13 protein-coding genes, 2 tRNA genes, 1 pseudogene and 1 riboswitch are annotated in these 16,516 nt (G+C 69.4%); of the genes and pseudogenes, 12 read left to right on the top strand and 4 right to left on the bottom strand.

Features of this window, described 5'->3' with window-relative positions; genetic code table 11:
- Positions 1–222: 222 nt before the first annotated feature.
- From EUC46_RS11945 to EUC46_RS11915, 7 genes and pseudogenes are all read left to right on the top strand, one after another.
- Positions 223–534 (top strand): annotated as a pseudogene (locus EUC46_RS11945) (MFS transporter); the annotation flags it as partial.
- Positions 535–859: 325 nt separating this feature from the next.
- Positions 860–1,549, top strand: coding sequence for a metal-dependent transcriptional regulator (locus EUC46_RS11940; protein ID WP_128774383.1), 690 nt, complete (start codon positions 860–862; stop codon positions 1,547–1,549).
- A 431-nt stretch (positions 1,550–1,980) separates the two neighbouring features.
- Positions 1,981–2,144, top strand: a riboswitch (cyclic di-AMP (ydaO/yuaA leader).
- Positions 2,145–2,149: 5 nt separating this feature from the next.
- On the top strand, positions 2,150–2,905 hold the full coding sequence (locus EUC46_RS11935) for a C40 family peptidase (RefSeq protein ID WP_128774382.1): 756 nt from the start codon (positions 2,150–2,152) through the stop codon (positions 2,903–2,905).
- 258 nt (positions 2,906–3,163) lie between these two features.
- Entirely contained in the window at positions 3,164–4,099 is a 936-nt protein-coding gene (locus EUC46_RS11930; RefSeq protein WP_128774381.1) for a universal stress protein, read from the top strand.
- A 228-nt stretch (positions 4,100–4,327) separates the two neighbouring features.
- Positions 4,328–4,400, top strand: a tRNA-Arg gene (locus EUC46_RS11925).
- Positions 4,401–4,492: 92 nt separating this feature from the next.
- Positions 4,493–8,854: a DNA helicase gene (locus EUC46_RS11920; RefSeq protein ID WP_128774380.1), complete on the top strand. Its 4,362-nt coding sequence runs from the start codon at positions 4,493–4,495 to the stop codon at positions 8,852–8,854.
- Positions 8,851–9,153, top strand: coding sequence for a transcriptional regulator (locus tag EUC46_RS11915; protein WP_241655567.1), 303 nt, complete (start codon positions 8,851–8,853; stop codon positions 9,151–9,153). Before EUC46_RS11920 ends, EUC46_RS11915 begins: the two co-directional genes overlap by 4 nt.
- Positions 9,154–9,400: 247 nt before the next feature.
- Here the strand turns inward: EUC46_RS11915 and mscL are convergent, their stop codons facing one another.
- From mscL to EUC46_RS11900, 3 genes are all read right to left on the bottom strand, one after another.
- Positions 9,401–9,808: a large conductance mechanosensitive channel protein MscL gene (mscL, locus tag EUC46_RS11910; protein ID WP_128774379.1), complete on the bottom strand. Its 408-nt coding sequence runs from the start codon at positions 9,806–9,808 to the stop codon at positions 9,401–9,403.
- Between the two features lie 97 nt (positions 9,809–9,905).
- Positions 9,906–10,628 carry an SAF domain-containing protein gene (locus tag EUC46_RS11905; RefSeq protein WP_338324486.1) on the bottom strand — a complete coding sequence of 241 codons (723 nt, stop codon included), beginning with the start codon at positions 10,626–10,628 and terminating at the stop codon, positions 9,906–9,908.
- A gap of 173 nt (positions 10,629–10,801) precedes the next feature.
- Entirely contained in the window at positions 10,802–11,455 is a 654-nt protein-coding gene (locus tag EUC46_RS11900) for a 5-formyltetrahydrofolate cyclo-ligase (protein WP_128774378.1), read from the bottom strand.
- A 432-nt stretch (positions 11,456–11,887) separates the two neighbouring features.
- Between EUC46_RS11900 and EUC46_RS11895 the strand changes: the two genes are divergently transcribed.
- The 4 genes from EUC46_RS11895 to EUC46_RS12785 all read left to right on the top strand — a co-directional run bounded on the left by EUC46_RS11895 (position 11,888) and on the right by EUC46_RS12785 (position 14,950).
- On the top strand, positions 11,888–13,099 hold the full coding sequence (locus EUC46_RS11895) for a molybdopterin molybdotransferase MoeA (RefSeq protein WP_128774377.1): 1,212 nt from the start codon (positions 11,888–11,890) through the stop codon (positions 13,097–13,099).
- Between the two features lie 258 nt (positions 13,100–13,357).
- Positions 13,358–14,506 carry a hypothetical protein gene (locus tag EUC46_RS11890; RefSeq protein ID WP_128774376.1) on the top strand — a complete coding sequence of 383 codons (1,149 nt, stop codon included), beginning with the start codon at positions 13,358–13,360 and terminating at the stop codon, positions 14,504–14,506.
- Between the two features lie 109 nt (positions 14,507–14,615).
- A tRNA-Ala gene (locus EUC46_RS11885) sits at positions 14,616–14,688 on the top strand.
- 88 nt (positions 14,689–14,776) lie between these two features.
- Positions 14,777–14,950, top strand: a complete 174-nt coding sequence (locus EUC46_RS12785) for a hypothetical protein (RefSeq protein WP_206645998.1) — start codon at positions 14,777–14,779, stop codon at positions 14,948–14,950.
- 245 nt (positions 14,951–15,195) lie between these two features.
- Here the strand turns inward: EUC46_RS12785 and EUC46_RS11875 are convergent, their stop codons facing one another.
- Positions 15,196–15,864, bottom strand: a complete 669-nt coding sequence (locus EUC46_RS11875) for an alpha/beta fold hydrolase (protein WP_338324487.1) — start codon at positions 15,862–15,864, stop codon at positions 15,196–15,198.
- A gap of 98 nt (positions 15,865–15,962) precedes the next feature.
- Here EUC46_RS11875 and EUC46_RS11870 point away from each other — a divergent pair.
- Positions 15,963–16,516, top strand: a 554-nt coding sequence (locus EUC46_RS11870; RefSeq protein ID WP_206645997.1) for a winged helix-turn-helix domain-containing protein, incomplete at its 3' end; no start/stop codon positions are given.

Raw genomic sequence — 16,516 nt, 5'->3', positions numbered from 1 at the left:
TAATGTCCACATCAACGCCGTGCGAAGCGTAAAGAACCGCCTCCGCCTTCAGCCTCACTAAAACAAGAGTGTCACTGCGCTTCTTCCACCTCAAAAAAACATCGTGTTCCTTCTGCGTCACATCCACGTGCATGCAGGTATTCTACAACGGGTGGCACGTCATTTCCAGGCCACTAAACCACAGAATACAATTTTGTTTCATTTCGGCCATGGCTTTTCGCCGCGGCCACTATTCCGGTGGGGCTGTGCACGATTACCCTGCTGACGGCAGCCAACCAGACCATCCAGCTGACCACCGAGGCCACAATGCGCGGGCGGGTTATGAGCATCTTCATTATGTTCTTCCTCGGGGCTACGCCGGTGGGGGCGCCGCTCATGGGCTGGGTCTCCGACGCGTGGGGGCCGCGCTGCGCATTGGTCATTGGGGGGCTGACCGCAATATGCGCCCCTATGCTGGCCGGGGTGTTGGCGCGCCGCGCCTGGGGCGTCAACCTGACCCCCTCGGCCACGCTCCCTCACCCGCCTGGGGGTTGAGAGCGGCGCTGGACGGGCGCGCGGTCGCCGACTTGCGCCGCTCCTGCGCGGCGGCCGGGCCTCGCACGGCGCCAAGGGCGCGCGATCGCCGACGCTGCCCGTCCGCGGGCAGTGGGTGCGACGACGACGGCGCCCAGCAGTGGACGACGGCGCCCGGCAGTGAGCGGGCGGCCTTTGGGCGAGGGCCGGGCGGGCCTGCGCCGGACCGGTGGCGAGGACCCCGATATCCTTACCCCGATATCCTTGAGGTCGCGCGCGGGGCGACGCCGTGGCCGCCGCTGCGCAGTGTCGCGACGCAGCCGGCTCTCTTCAGGAGGCACCCATTATGAGCGAGCTCATTGACACCACCGAGATGTACCTCAAGACGGTCTATGAGCTCGAGGAGGACGGCGTCCCGCCGCTGCGCGCCCGCATTGTGGAGCGCCTCGACCACTCCGGCCCCACGGTGTCCCAGACGGTGGCCCGCATGGAGCGCGACGGCCTTATCCGGGTGGCTGACGACCGCTCCTTGGAGCTCACTCCGGAGGGGCGGCACCGGGCCACCGAGGTGATCCGTAAGCACCGGCTTGCTGAAAGGCTGCTCTTGGACGTCATTGGGCTCGAACGTCGCCTGGTCCACGACGAGGCCTGCCGCTGGGAGCACGTTATGAGTGAGAAGGTCGAGGAGCGCCTGATCCGGATCCTTCAAGAGGTCACCACTGACCCCTTCGGCAACCCGGTTCCCGTCGGCCCGGTCGCGCACCCCCGGCCCGCCGCCGAGGAGATCAGTGCCGAGCGCGCCGTGCGCGAGGGCGTCATCAAGGCCACGGTCGCCCGCGTGGGCGAGCCCATCCAGGCCCATGCTGAGCTCCTGGGGGAGCTTGAGGACGCCGGGGTGGTTCCGGGCTCCCCGGTGGAGTTGGGGGCGGGGCCGACGGCGGTCCGGGTGCGCAGCGCCGGCGGTGAACCGGTTGCCGTGCCGACGGATCTGGCCCGTCATCTTTTCCTGCTGCGCACGGGGTCCGAACGCGCCTGAGCCGCATGCCCGGGCCGGCGTGTCGGCGGTGAGAGTCCTGCTCGCCGCTCTCGTGGGCCGCGCTGGGCGCGTCTTGGCGGTAAGGGCGGTGGCGAGGGCGTCTGTAAGCCGGCGAGACCCGCATGATGCGACTGCTCACGAGTATTACAAGAAACACATCAATGTGATATTCATCTCACGCAGGGCGCTGCAGCTCACGTCCAGGTGGCAGACATCTCGATGGTCTGGCGATTTGCTTGCAAGTCCGCCCTTCTGAGGATGAGGCCCTCATCCTCGAGGAGGATGGACACTATTGAAACGTGACTGGAGTCACATTCCTGTGTGAGACCTAATTGTGACGAATCCGGTGGGCTCAGGTAGCGTCTGCGGTGCCTCCCGGGGACAAGTACCCGTGGGGCCCGAGGCGAGGCTCAATCCTGCCGCTCGACTCGGTCCACTCTCTCCCCAACACATGAAGGCAGGAACGGGGGAACCACAATCCGGCTCACGGGGGCCCCGCTCCCAACGAGCCTTGGGGTGAAGTCCGTACCGCACGGACCGGGCTTCTCCAGCCCGAACCCGACAGCTCACCTCGTCGGCTTATATAGGAGACAACACCTCATGACCACTCGCACTAAACCACGCCACCGCAAAGCCACTCGCCCCGTGACTCCGCTGACTGCGGTCGCTCCGGGTGCGCGTCGTGGGTTCGCGGTCGCCGCCTCCTCCGGCCTGGCGCTGACCATGCTGGCCTCGGCCGCTTCCGCCGCCGGTGGCAGCACCGAGCTCGACTCCTCCGCCGGCGCCCTGGGCGCCACGGGCGTCGGCGCCATTGCCACCCCGGTCCGCGAGGCCGTCACCACCAACGACGCGGTTGTCGCCCCTGCTGACGCTCAGTGGGTTTCCGAGGCGACTGTCGAGGCCGCCGTTGAGGCCGCGGTCGCTGAGGAGCCCGCCCCCGAGGAAACGGCGGATCAGGGTCAGGGGGAGCAGACCACTGCCGCCTCGACGACTGAGACCGTCGCCTACCAGGCTCCCGCAGCCGCCCCATCGGCCAGTTCCATTGCGGCCCTGGCCATGCAGTACGTCGGCGCCCCCTACGTCTCTGGAGCCGGCGGCCCCTCCGCTTTCGACTGCTCCGGTCTGGTGTCCTACGTCTACGCCCAGTTCGGCTACGACCTTCCCCACTCCTCTGGTGGCATCTACGCCGCCGGCACCGTCATCTCCGCCTCCGAGGCGCAGCCCGGCGACGTTCTCTACTGGCCCGGCCACGTCGGCATCTACACCGGTGGCGGCATGATGGTGGATGCCGGCACCGAGGCGACCGGCGTGCACTACCACTCCGTCTACGACGGCGCCATCTACCTGCGCTTCTGAGCGCCCGCAGCGTTATCGCACGCGCCTCCCCGCCCAATGAGGGCGGGGAGGCGCTTCGTTGTGGTGGCGGGGAGGCACGGGCGTTGCGGTGAAGCCGGCTGGAAGCCGACTAGAGGTGAGTCGGCGCGAACCGGCGGGCCGGGCCGAGGCCGTTGCCGGCCGAGACTGTTACCAGTGGTGTTTTGGAGCACACCGTGGTTCAAGGCACAATAATGGGAGCAGGACAGGCAGCCAACGCCCAGGAAAGGGGCTCCAACCATGGCAGAAGACAGCGTCATCCTTGTCGGTGTCGATGGGTCACCGGAATCGCTTGGCGCGGTGGACTGGGCCGTCGCTCGTGCCTCCTGCGAGGGCTGGCGCGTCCACATCCTGTGCGCCTACTCCCTGCCGTCCTTCACCACCGCCTCCCTGGATGGCGGCTACGCCGCCCTGGACGACTCCGCCATCCGCTCCGGCGCCCAGGCCGTCGTCGACGAGGCCGTGGCCCGTGTCCAGGGCGCCGGGGTGACGGTGACCAGTTCGCTGGAGACCGGGGACCCCGCGGGGGTGCTCGTCGACTTGTCTGCTGAGGCCGCCATGGCCGTGGTCGGCACCCGCGGCGGGGGCGGTTTCGCCGACCGCCTCCTGGGCACCGTCTCCTCCGCCTTGCCCGCCCACAGTCGTTGCCCCGCCGTGGTGGTGCCCCACCACACTGAGGGCGCCGCCTACACCCCGGTCAAGCGCATTGTCGTCGGCGTGGACGGTTCTGGCTCGGCTCGCAAGGCGCTGCGCCGGGCCGTGCGCGAGGCCGAGGTCTGGGGCGCCGAATTGACCGCTATTGCCGCGGTGCCCATGGCCACTGGGGCCGGCGCACTGGCCTGGCTGCCGGCCGCGGTGGACCGCGAGCAGGTCCTCACCGACGTCCGCTCCGGACTGGAGCGCGCCGTCGCCGACGCCCTTGAGGGCCACCCCGGCGTGACAGTGCGCCGCCACGCCCTGGACGGCAATGCCGCCGAACTGCTGGCCGAGTTCTCCACGGCGGTGGACCTGGTCGTCGTCGGCTCACGCGGCCGTGGGGGCTTCTCCGGCCTGCTCCTGGGCTCCACCAGTCAGGGAGTGCTCTCGCACGCCTCCTGCCCAGTGCTCGTGGTGCCCTCGCGCTCCAAGGACGACAACGCCGTCAGTCGCACCTCCACCCCCTGGGCTCGGGCCTGAGACTGAGCGCCCAGAACCCGGGTCCGGGCGCGGGCCGCCTTCGGCCGGGCGGGCTCTTCGAGTAGAGCCCGCCCGCGCATGGGGCCAGGCGCGGGCTACTTCTGAGGTCGCGGCCCGCCGGGCCCGCCGTCGGCGCATGGGCCGGGTCGGCGCATGGGCCGGGTTCTGGCGCCACCGCCCGTCGCGTCTGGCGCCTGCCGCCGGCACTGGTAGGGTTGCCCGCTGTAGGCCCTCGTAGCTCAGGGGATAGAGCACCGCTCTCCTAAAGCGGGTGTCGTTGGTTCGAATCCAATCGGGGGCGCGAAGCACCGGGGTCCTCTGTGCGGCGCCTTCCTGGCGCCACCCCGGGGACATCTCCCGGGATCGGCCCGGCAGTGCCTATATGTTGGTGAGATGACGCCCCCATTCTTCTTCTTCCGCCGCAAGCGGCGAGAGCCGGACCCGGCAACGGACAAGCCCACCGGCGTCACTACTCCTGCGTCCGACTCCGGGCAGAGCACTTTCGGCGCTGTCGTGCACTCCGAAGGCGAGGCCTCACCCCCGCCCCCGCCCCCTCCGCCACCGGCGGACCCCGAGCCGCCCGCCCCCAGCCCGGAGCTCGATAAGGCGCTGGCCGCATGGCGCGAGGAGCTTGCGGCCCTGGGAGGAGTCGCAAGCCTCGACGACATCACCATCCTCGACGGCGTCGTCGACCTCACCGCCGCCCACCCCTCCGGCCTGGCCCAGCTCTATGCGGGCAGGCCTACGCACCTGGCCAACCTCGTGCGCGAGAGGTCGGCCCAGTCGGTGGCGCGCCGCTCATTGCGCGACGTTGCCGGCCGCACCCAAGTCATTGCGCGCCAGTTCGGCGTCGCCCCCGTCTACCTCGCCCTGGGCGTGGCCACCTGGAACGAGACTCTCAGCCGCCAAGACCCCACCGCGTCCCGTCTCACCGCAGGCTCCGGGGCCCTGGCGAACCAGGGCGGGGAGGCCGGGCGCCCCGAGGAGGCGCCGGAGGCCGGGGGGACGGCCGGCGAGTCCCCCACCCCGGCTGACGCCGCGGGCCCGCGCGGTGCGGGCGCGCGCACCGTCAATGCCCCGGTACTGCTGCGCCCCGTGCGCCTGTCTACCGCAATGGCCGACACCACCATTGCGCTGGACCCGTCCATTGAGGTCAACCCCGTCCTGACCCGGGCCCTGCGCCGTTATGGCTGCACCGCCGACGTCGACGCCCTGGCCCGGGCCTCCCTGTCCGCTGAGGGCTTCACCCCCCGTGCCACGCTGGCCCGCATTGGCGCCCTGGGGCGGGAGTACCTGCCCGGCTTCGACATCCACGAGCGGCTCGTCGTCGGCGCTTTCGCCCACCCCGGCCAGGCGCTGGTCGAGGACTTCGACGCCATTGAGGAGCGCGCCCGCTCCTCCGCCCTGGTCGCCGCCCTGGCCGGGGACCAGCGCGCCCGCGCCGCCCTGGATGTTCCGCTCGACCCGCCGCGCCGGGAGGACCGTGACCCCGACGCCGAGCGGGGCGCCGGAGACCTCGACCCCGCCCAGCTCGACGCCGTTGAAGCCGTGGGCACCGGTGCCTCCCTGCTCCTGGACGCCCCACCCGGATCCGATATTGCCGCGACCCTGGCGGCCATCCTCGCCGACGCCGCCGCCTCGGGGCGCACGGTGATGCATGTACCCTCCACCAGCGCCGACGGGCGCGCGGTAGCGGACGCCCTGCGTGAACTGGGGCTGGGCTCCATTGTCATGGACCTGACCGAGGACGCCGCCTGGCGCCGCAACGCCGCTGAGGGCATTAAGGAGAGCCTGGGGGTCAGGGAGCCCGATCTGGACGTTGCCGAAATCGTGGCCCTGCGCCAGGAATTGGTTTCGGTGCGCTCGCGCCTGTCGCGCTACATCACCGCGCTGCACGCCCCGCGCGCCCCCTGGCAGGTCAGCGCCCATGAGGCCCTGAAAGAACTGGCCGGGCTCACCAGTTCCCGCGCCCGGCCCCGCACCACGGCCCGCGTCGAGGCCGGGCACTTGGCGCGGCTCGACCCCGCCGGCCTGTCCCGGGCCCGCGAACTCCTTCACACCGCCCACGCCCTGGGCGCCCTGTCCCCGGAGGTCTCCGCCTCCCCGTGGCGGGGCATCCCGGTGGCCGACATTGATGAGGCCGTTGACATCCTCCACCGCCTCCAGAATCTGGCGGACACCCTGTGCCCGCAGATTGACGAGGACATCACCAGGGTTGTCGATGAGACGCGCCTGACTCGGGCCCTGACCCTGGGGCAGTGGTGCGAGCAGCTGGACATGCTCGACGGCGTACGCGAGTCCCTTGATATCTTCCGGCCCGAGATTTTCGAGCGCTCCGCCGCCGACATGGTCATTGCCACCGCCTCGAAGCGGTGGCGCGAGGAGCGCCACCTGGACATGAACGGCTCCACGCGCCGACGCTTCACCAGGCAGGCCAAGGACCTGGTGCGCCCCGGCAGAGTGGTCGACGATCTTCACGCCGAACTGGTCAAAGTCCAGCAGCGCCGTGAGGTGTGGCGCCGCCACGACTCCGACGGCGGCTGGCCCCGCCTGCCCGGGGGCCTGGACACGATCCGCCGCACCGCCGACCTGGCGCGCACAACCCTCGAGCAGCTTCAGCCGGTGGTGGGCAATTCCCAGGGCATTGTCCTCATGAACATGCCCCTGGAGGACCTGCTGACCCGGGCGCGGGTTCTGGCCGACGACGACGCGGTCGCCCAGAACCTGCCCCGCATTAACCAGGTTCTCGGTGAGCTTGACGCCCTGGGGCTGACCCCCCTGGTCAAGGACCTTGCCGCGCGCCGCCTCCGGGACGACCAAATCGACACCGAGCTCACCTATTGCTGGTGGTCGTCCCTGCTGTCCCAGGCGCTGCGCAACGACCCCGACATGGGGGGCCTGGACGCTACCGCCCTGGCCGGGCTGGCCGCCTCCCTGCGCGAGCTCGACGCCGCCCACACCGCCTCATTGGCGGGCCCGGTGGCCCAGGCCTGCGCCCGGCGCGTGCGCGAGGCCATCGAGGCCGACAAGGACACGGCGCGTTCGCTCTACCTGGCGCTGTCCCGGGAGGACGGCATCCCGCTGCGCGACATTCTGGCCGCCTACCCCCTGGCGATGATTGCCAAACCAGTGTGGATCGTCCCGCCCACCCTGGTCTCCCAGGTGTTCGTACCCACAGCGCTCATCGACCTGGCGGTCCTGGACGCCAGCGCCCACCTGCCGGTGGCCCAGGCGCTGCCGGCCTTTGTGCGCGCCGAGCAAGTGCTCGTGGTCGGGGACCCGCGCCGGGCCACCAGTGGCCTGGCCGGCGAGCTCGGACCCCTGCTTCCGCGCGTGACCCTGCCCACCGGGCGCAACACCCTGGACGCCGAGATCGCCGCCTTCCTGGCCGCCAACGGCTACGAGGGCGTCGTGGAGGCCATCCCCGCCCCACCGGGGGCGAACCGCCTGAACCTGGATCTGGTGGAGGGGCGGGGCATGCCCGCCCCGGGGCAGACGGCGGTCGAGAGCGTGGGCGCCGAGGTCGAGCATGTCGTCGACTTGGTCATTGAGCACGCCCTGCGCCACCCCGAGCAGTCCCTGGGCGTGATCGCCCTCAATCTCCGTCACGCTGAGGCGCTGCGCCAGGCCGTGGCCACGGCGGTCGCCGGATCGGAGTCCCTGGAGCGCTTCTTCGCCCCCGGGGCGCCTGAGCCCTTTACCGTGGTGGATCTTTCCGAGGCCCGCTCGCTGCGCCGCGACCACGTCATTCTGTCGGTGGGCTACGCCAAGACCCCGCACGGTCGAACGATCTATTCCTTCGGGGATGTCTCCGACCATGGGGGCATGGTGGCGCTGGTGGAGGCATTGTGCGCCTCCCGGGGTACAACCCGTGTGGTGTCCTGCCTGGAGGCCTCCGACATCGACCCCGACCGCCTGCACTCCGCCGGCCCCCGCCTGCTGCGGGAGGTCCTGGTGCGCGCTGGGGCGCAGCCGCCGACTCAAACCCCGGAGCCCGGCGGTGAGCCCGACGGGCTCCTCATAGACCTGGCGGAGCACCTGTGGAGGCGCGGCCTGACTGTTGTGCCCCGCTACGGGATGGGTGACGGCCCCAAGATCCCGCTGGCCATTGGCCACCCCGACTGCCCGGGAGAACTCTTCGTGGCGGTCCTGACCGACGACGCCGACTACGTCGCCGAGCCGAGCCTGCGCCGTCGTGACCGTCACTGGGTGGAGCGCCTGACCCAGCGGGGGTGGAGGGTCCACATGGCGTACTCAGCCGGTGTTTTCGTGGATCCGGAGGCTCAGGCCCGCACCATTGAGGATGAGATCATCGAGGTGCTTGAGGCCCGCGCCCAGGCGCAGGCCGGCCCCGAGGTCGAGGCCGTCCCCGAGCACGTGGACGACCCGGCTCCCGGCCCCAGGCTCGCCCTCGTACCCGACCCGCCCTCGCCGCTGGAGCCCGAGCCGCAGGAGGGGGCCGCGCTGGGCGGTGCGGCTCACGAGGGTTCCGCCTCCGGGCTGCGGGAAGCAACCCGCACCGGTTCCAAGGCGGGGGAGGCCGAGCGGGGGCCCCGCCCCCCAATCGCTCAGGGCCTGCCCTTGCAGGCCTACTCCGACGACCAGCTCGACGACCTCATGGCCTGGATCCGCTCCGACGGGATTGAGCGCACCGTGGAGGAGGAGGCCGAGGAGCTCAGGGCAACACTGGCGCTGCGGCGCCGAGGCTCAGGTATTGACGCGGTCCTGGCGAACGTTGTGGGGCGGACCCGGTGAGCACCGGAAGCGCGGGCCCGGCGGGCGCCGGGAGCGCGGCTCGGGGGACTCCTGGGAGTCGCAGGCGGGGCCGTCGCCGGGTGGTGGTGCTCTCGGCCCTCGATGAGCGCCGGGTGGCCCGCGGGGAGCTCACGGAGGCCGCCGCCGAGGAGGCGCGACGGCGCCAGACCGACGCCCTGTCCCAAGCCGGTGCGCAAGACCGGGGCGATCGGGGCAATACCGACGCCGGCGCTGGTGGGCGGGCCCGGGGCTCCAATGATGCACGGCTCCTGCGGGAGGTGCCGCCCCACTGGGCGTAGCGCCCGGCGCGAACCGGCCGGCACGGGGCGTAGCGCCCGGCGTACGCCGGGCGGGTGGTGCGGGCCCGTATTAGGCGGCCCGGGCCCGCGCTCTTCTGCTCCAGCCGAAGGGCCGCCTGCGGCCCTTTAAACGACGCGGCCCCCGCAACCCCAATTCCGGGTGCTGCGAGGACCGCTGGAATCCGCCTCATGGGCGGCTGGACCCATTCGCGATGGTGTGGTGCACCAGAGGTGCACCACATACGTGTCAGCGCGAGGGGGTGGTTCCGGCCTGCTTGGCGAGCAGATCGCGAATCTCGCCCAGGATCTCGGTTTCGGTGGGCTCGGCGGGCTTGGCCTCCTCTTCCTGCTTCATGCGCTCCTTGAGCTTGTTCATGGGCATGACAATCGCGAAGTAGACCGCGAAAGCGACCAGGAGGAAGTTGACCAGGGCGGTGATAATAGTACCGGGCTGGATGTAGCTGTCAGCGTCCTGGAAGATCTTGAACTGGCCGACGGAGTCGAAGTTCGGGGAGCCGATAATCTGGCCAATAATGTCCAGGATCACTTTGGTGATGTTGTCGACGATGGGTTTGAAGGCCCCACCGATAATGACGGCGACAGCCAACTCGATGGCGTTGCCCTGGGAGATGAACTCCTTGAAGCCCTTGAACATTGAGGAACCTTTCCTAGCTGCGAGCAGATGCAGGTCGGCCCATTCGCCGTGAGAACGGATGGGTCGCGGCCCCCCAGGGTGGGGCACCGCTGCGACATCACGGGCTCAGCACAATGCCGAGAGCTCCACGTGTGGCCGCACTAACAACAAGGCTAGCGTCACTTGCCGGAACAGCAAGGGTAATAAGTATGACCTTGCTCCCGGATGCGCCCCATTCAGGGCCCTTCTGCTCCTGCTGAGCCAGGATCACCCTGGCCCGGGAGCACAGGACCAGTCCCTCCGGCTCCCCGCCGGGCTCAAGGGCGGGTGAGGACAGGCGCGGGGATTCCCCAACAATGTCCACCCGGGCGCCGGGAACGGCCAGCTCCGCCCCAATGCCAACCGGGACCTGGACGATTCGCTCGGTGGGGTCCAGGTCCGCCGCCAGGGCCGCGCTGGTCATTGAGGTCGTCAGAACGGTTCCGGCCTCCAGGCGGACAGCCGCCCGGGCGCCGATGATCCGCTTATCCGCCAGCCCCGCCTCCGGCAGGGCCGAGACGGCGACACGGCGCACAGCCACATCGGCGTCGGCGATCACCTCTCCGGCCAGGATCGTTCGGGTGCTGACCAGCACTTCACGGCCCTCGGGGGCGGCCGGCCGCAGCACGCTGAGAGCAACGAGTACGGCGGCCCCCAGGCAGAAGGCCACCACCAGATGGCGGTGACGCCACAGCAGCAAGGAGGGGCGCACCGGGGGCGGGCCGCTGTCGGGCCCGCGGCGCAGCAGCCGCAGGCGGGACCCGGGGGACGAAGAGGCGGAGTGCGAGGCAGGCGACGGCATGCCTCCAGGCTGCGACCCGGCTGCGCGCGGCGCCACCGGGCCTATCGAGCCCTGTGGATAAGCACCGAATCAATACTCCTGTGGTTCCCGGGAGGCCGCGGGTTCTCGCGCGATCGTCGACGCCGGGCGAAGGCCCGAGCAGGCCGGGACCGGGCGGTCCTCCCCGATAGCCGTTAGCACTCCCCGGCGGAGAAGGCCGAACCCTTCAGCAGGAACCAGGCCTGCTCGGTAATGACGGCGTCTACCGGCATGTCGTGGGGCTCTTGCGGCAGGGGGCCGGCGACAAGCTCGTCGTGGTGCACCATGGCGAAGACCTGGACGCCCTCGCCGCGCAAGGGCAGCATGCGGTCGTACCAGCCGCCGCCTTGCCCGAGGCGCCGCCCGCCACGGTCCACCGCCAGGGCGGGAACGATGAGGGCCTGGACCTCGCCGACGGCCTCAGCCGGCAGCACCGCTCCGCGGGGCTCTGGGGGCCGACCCGGAGCACGCTCCTGAAGCTCGGCAATACTGGACAGCCGTCCCCAGCAGCGCGAGAGCTGGGGGCCGAGCACCGGCAGCAGCACCGTGACCCCCAGGCGAGTGAGTTCTTCCAGGAGCGGTTGAGTGCAGGGCTCGTGCCCCACGGAGACGTACGCGGCCACCGAGTGCATGCCCCCAACCGCCTCCAGGGCGTGCGTCGTTAGCGCCGCACAGGTGGCGTCGTGCCCGCTCAGCGGATGGCGGTGGTGGTGGCGCCGCCCCTCGCGCAGCATCTTGCGCAGTTGCTCTTTGGCGTCGTCGGCCTCTAGATGGCTGGTGTCGGGCAGACTGCGCACAGGAAGGCTCATGGTCCTATCCTCTCAGGTTCCGCATCCCCGTTCGGGTGCGCCATGGCAAGAGGGCACCTGTCCCCATGTCCGCTCACCGCACGGCCCCGGGCCGGGGTGCAGCGCGGTCGGGCGTGCTCGGCTCACTTCGGGTCGGGTCGGTCGGCCCCGGGTCGGGCGCACCCGGTCGGCCCCGGGCCGGGCGCACCCGGTCGGCCCGGGGTCAGGCGCTCCCGGCCCGGCCCGGCCCTGGGCCAGGCACTCTCGGCCCGGCCCTGGGCCAGGCGCTCCCGGCCCGGCCCGTGAACAGGCGCTCCCGACCCCGGCCCGCGAACAGGCGCCGGGGTCGGGAGCGTGTGCGGCGAGCCGTCCAAGGCCCGGTGGGCCGGTAGCCTGAGCCATATGCCCTGGGCCGCTCTGGGCCCGGAAACAATATGACAGCGGAGGAAGTCCATGAGAACCGTCGCCGAGCAACTGGCCGCCTGCCTTGAGATCGCCCAGTCGGCTGCCCCGCTAGATGTCCTCCTGCCCGACGCCGTTGGCTGTGTCCTGGCCGAGGACATTGTCGCCGAGCTCGACCTGCCGGTTGTCGACCTGGCCGGCGTGGACGGCTATGCGGTCGTCGCCGCTGAGACCCGGGGCGCCTCCACGGGCTCCCCGGTCGCCCTGGACGTGGTGGACGCCGTGCGCGCCGGTGATATGCGCCCCACTCGGCTGGTTCCCCGCGCCGCCGTTCTGATCGACTCCGGCGCCCCCCTGCCGCAGGGGGCCGACGCCGTCGTGCCCTGGACGCACACCGACCGGGGCGGTTCGCGGGTGCGGATCACCGTCCCGGCACGGGCCGGTGAGAACGTGCGCCGCCGGGCGGAGGACGTCGAGGCCGGCACCACAGTCATGGCCCAGGGGTCGCGGGTCGCCGCCCGTCAGGTGGCCCTGCTGGCGGGACTGGGCCGCCACCGGGTCAAGGTTCACCCGGCCCCGCGCGTGGTTGTCGTCTCGGTGGGGGACGAGTTGATTGAGCCCGGTAACTCCAGGAACCCCGGGGATGTCTACGACGCCAACGGGCACGCCCTGGCCTGTGCAGTCGCCGACGCCGGTGGGCAGGCGTTCCGCGTAGCAGCGGTGCCCGATGACTTGGGGGCGCTGGCCGAGACCATTGAGGACCAGCTGGTGCGGGCCGACGTGCTCATTACCACTGGTGGGCTCTCGGTGGGGCAGGGGGACACGGTCAAGGAGGTTCTGGCCCCCCTGGGCTCGGTGCGCTTTGACGCCGTTGCCATGTCTCCGGGGCGTCAGCTCGGCGTGGGCACGGTGGAAGGCACCCCGATCTTCTGCCTGCCGGGGGACCCCGTCAGCGCCCAGATCGCTTTTGAGACCTTTGTGCGGCCGGTGCTGCGCCAGGTCGCAGGGTGGTCGAACCTGCACCGGGTGAGCCTGCCGGCCGTCATCTCGACGGGCTGGCAGTCACCGGCGGGCAAGCGGGAGTTCGTCCCCGTGCGGTTGAGCGGGTCGCCCTCTCGCGGCTACCGCGCCGAGCCGACGACGCCGCCCGGCTCCACCCGCCTCCTCGGCCTGTCGGAGGCCAACGCCATAGCGGTGGTACCCGAGGACATGGGCTCGGTGGTCACCGGGGACACGCTGCACTGCCTGCTCCTAGACACCTGAATGACGACAGTTGAACGACGGCACCTGAACGACGCGCGCGTCGTGCCTGAGTGCGCCCGCTGTCAGACGGAAAACAGGAAAAAATCGGAGCGGTGAACGCTGTGACGATTGAGCATCATGAGAGTTTTGAGATGCGGGAGATGGGTGTGACAGCTATTGTCGTGCGAAACCCCGGGGAAATCAGTCGGTCCTGCAACATGTCCACAACACGCCGCGCTGTTACTGGGGTCGGGGCCCGGCGCGGCTTACCGTGGCGGTGTGGGGATCGGGATCTGGGCGCTGCTGGCGCTAGTTGTCGTTCTCGCCGTGTACCTTCTGCCGTTCCTGGTCGCGCGCCGCGAGGTGATGTCCCTGTCCAACGCCGATGACCGCTACTCCTCAGAGTTGAGGGTGCTGGCCACCGGGGGCAGCACCGCTGCGGATGAGGCTTGTGCGAGCAGCGGACACGCACAGATCTTTCGACGCCGACCGGAGGTGAGGGCGATGAACAGGCCCGCAGTCAGGAACGTGCGCGCCCTGCGCACGGAGCGCGAGTTGGCGCGTGCGCGTCGGCTCCACCAAACCAACAGGGAGCAGCGTCGAGTCGCGGCCTCGCACCGCGCGCTCGTCGCCGGCGCCCTACTCGCCGCCGCCGCCATCCTGTGGCTGGTCGGCGGCCTGGGCCTCATGCCCTGGTGGCCCGCCATTGTCCCGACGGCTCTCCTGGGGGTCTCAATGGTCGGCGGGCGCAAGGCCTCCGTGGCCTCGGCCGCCGCCGAGCGCCGCGAGCGTCAGCGCATTGCCGAGATTGAGCGGGAGTTGGAGAGCCTGGTCGGCCGCCCGGCGGTTCCCGCCTTTGTTGCGCCGGGGACCGCGGAGAACCTGGGGGCGGCGCTGCGCGCCGCCCAGGAGCCCCGTACCGCCCAGGAGCAGGCGGTGGACGCCGACCGGGCGGACTCCCAGGAGCAGTCCCCGTCCCAGGCCACGCAGGCCCAGGGAGGCCTGGATGAGTCGGCCCCCGGGCAGGAGGGCGCTTCACGCGAGGACTCCTCACAGGAGCAGGGTGACCGTTCAGGGCGGACGGCGAGCCGCTTCGCCGGGGATGCCGGGCGGGCATCGGGCGAGGGTGCCGCCTCGGACAGGGAGCCGGCACTGAGGTGGGACACCGGCGAGGACGGCTCCCAGACCCCGCCGCAGGGCTGGCACCCGGTGCACGTGCCCGCCCCCACCTACACGCTGGCCGCCAGGGCCCCGCGACGGCAGTTCGAGGCCCCTGCGGAGGAGGCCCTCGAGTCCGAGTCCGTGTCGGTGCCGGCGCGCCCCCAGTCGGTTCGCGCACTGGCCACATCCGGTGTTGAGGACGAGCAGGACTTCCAGCCCATCGACCTGGACAAGGTGCTTGAGCGCCGGCGCGCAGCCGGGGAGTGAGCGGGGAGTGAGTAGGATGATTGGCGGCGCCGCCGGTGGCGGTGTCACGGCTCACGGCGCTCCGAGTTGCGGTGCGCGGCTGTGACGGTGCTACCATCGTGGCGCACTCGGGGCTATGGCGCAGTTGGTAGCGCGTCTCGTTCGCAATGAGAAGGTCGGGGGTTCGAATCCCCCTAGCTCCACCGACAATGACAAGACCGGAACCGGCCCCGCCTCATGGCGGGGCGGTTTTGTTTCTGCGGTGACGTGGGCCGGGGCATCGATGTTGGTGTGGGCGAGGACGCTGGCGGTGGTCTCGTCGGGGGCGTAGGTGGTGTTCTCTTCGTCGTCGATGGTGATGCGGGTGAACAGGGCGCGGTTGAGGATGCGTCGTTCGGCTGGTTCGCACTTGTTGTAGAGGTCGTCGAGGTCGACCAGGAGTTCGGTGAGTTGGTCCAGGCCTGATCGGGCCTCGGCGTAGGTGTCGGTGAGGTTGTCGAGCCGTGTGGTGATCTGGTCGGGGCTGGCGCGGATGCGGTCTTGTTCGCTCTTGAGGAGGTCGAGGGGGATCGCGTCGGCGTCGTGGGCTTGGAACGAGTTTGAGGCGTTCGGCTTCGAGCTTGTCGCGCTGGGCGGTCAGGAGCAAAACGGGCCAAGCCTGTGACTCTGAATATCGGCCCCGGTGGGTACAGGGCAGTGGGTTGCGAGCATCATCCGTGAGAATCGAGAGAAGGGGACCGGTTGCGGATTGCCCGCTTCATGAATTTTCTGACCGCCATGCCTCCCTCGTCCTCGTGACCCTTCATCATGTGACCACCGGTGTCGAAGCTGACGAATGTGCAGTCTGGGAAGCGATTAATCACTTTTTCCATTGCTTTGTAGTCGGCTAGTTTGTCGTCTTTGGCGTGAAGGATGATTGATGGCACTTGCAGTTCCTCGATCGGGTAATCGTCGAAGTTGCGTGCCATATCGGGGTTGCTGACTGTTGTGTCCAGCAGCGCACCCGCTTTTCTTTCACTGATGGGCATCATTTGGTTGATTATTGCATTTGACATTCCCATTACCGGACCGAACAATGGGCTTAGCAGATACATGAGGTAATCATTCATGAGGAACGAGGGAGGCCCCTGTCTCTTTGAGTAAGTTGGCGGCTTGTCAGGGAATGGCATTGCTGAACTGTAGAGAATCAGTCCGTGAGTCCGGTTCGGGTAGTCCAAGGCGAAACGGATTGCCGCTGTTCCTCCGGCTGATGCACCCATGATGAAGGCCTTGTCGATCCCAAGCTTGTCCAGCAGTTCAACGAACGCGTCTGCTTGTTCGCGCGGTGTGCCTTGGCCACCCACCTCGCTGCCGGGGTATCCGAAGCGGGATGGTGCCAGGATTCGATTCGTGTTCAGGTATGGCCGGCTTTAAACAAAACCGTGTTCCAGTGCGTTCTTAGGTGGAGATTAGTGTGGGCGGGGTATAGAATGGGTGCATGCAGGTTGATGTGACACCGGAAGAACGCGATGTCCTTTTGAGGTGGAAGAAGCGCAACGACACGCTGATCCTGGTCAGATTGAAAGCCGAAGCGATCCTCTACGCCTCGCACGGCGTTGATACGGGCATTATTGCGGAGATGGTTGACCGGTGTGAGAGGACCGTGAAGGAATGGCTCTCGGGTTGGCGGCGCACCAGGTTACATTCGGTGGTGACCGGTCATGCCGGCAATCAGAACGCCGCGAAACTCACCCGCGCCCAAAAAGAACAGCTCAAGGAAGTACTGAGTCTGCCGCCGGACCAGTCAGGGATCGCCGCGGACTTCTGGGACGTGCCCGCCCTACGCGATGTGGTGAAGGCGAGGTTCGGTGTGGAGTACGAGTCCGACTCCTCCTACCAGTTGCTCCTGCGCTTCGTCGGCATGAGCTTCAAGCTGCCCGACCCCTTCGACAAGCGCCGCGATGAGAAGGCCATCACCCAGCGGATGGCGCAGATCCGCCAGGAAGTCGCCGATCTCATGGCCGGCGGCTGGGAGGTCTACACCATAGACGA

It is taken from the genome of Actinomyces oricola (genome assembly GCF_004104015.1).
Taxonomy (GTDB): Bacteria; Actinomycetota; Actinomycetes; order Actinomycetales; family Actinomycetaceae; genus Actinomyces; species Actinomyces oricola.
This window is presented reverse-complemented; position numbering and strand designations above follow the sequence as displayed.

Bases quoted from the DNA above. Each gene is read 5' to 3' on its own strand.
- EUC46_RS11905 (WP_338324486.1), bottom strand. From the start codon at position 10,628: ATGCCGTCGCCTGCCTCGCACTCCGCCTCTTCGTCCCCCGGGTCCCGC.
- EUC46_RS11930 (WP_128774381.1), top strand. From the start codon at position 3,164: ATGGCAGAAGACAGCGTCATCCTTGTCGGTGTCGATGGGTCACCGGAA.
- EUC46_RS11900 (WP_128774378.1), bottom strand. From the start codon at position 11,455: ATGAGCCTTCCTGTGCGCAGTCTGCCCGACACCAGCCATCTAGAGGCC.
- EUC46_RS11935 (WP_128774382.1), top strand. From the start codon at position 2,150: ATGACCACTCGCACTAAACCACGCCACCGCAAAGCCACTCGCCCCGTG.
- EUC46_RS11920 (WP_128774380.1), top strand. From the start codon at position 4,493: ATGACGCCCCCATTCTTCTTCTTCCGCCGCAAGCGGCGAGAGCCGGAC.
- mscL (WP_128774379.1), bottom strand. From the start codon at position 9,808: ATGTTCAAGGGCTTCAAGGAGTTCATCTCCCAGGGCAACGCCATCGAG.
- EUC46_RS11895 (WP_128774377.1), top strand. From the start codon at position 11,888: ATGAGAACCGTCGCCGAGCAACTGGCCGCCTGCCTTGAGATCGCCCAG.
- EUC46_RS11940 (WP_128774383.1), top strand. From the start codon at position 860: ATGAGCGAGCTCATTGACACCACCGAGATGTACCTCAAGACGGTCTAT.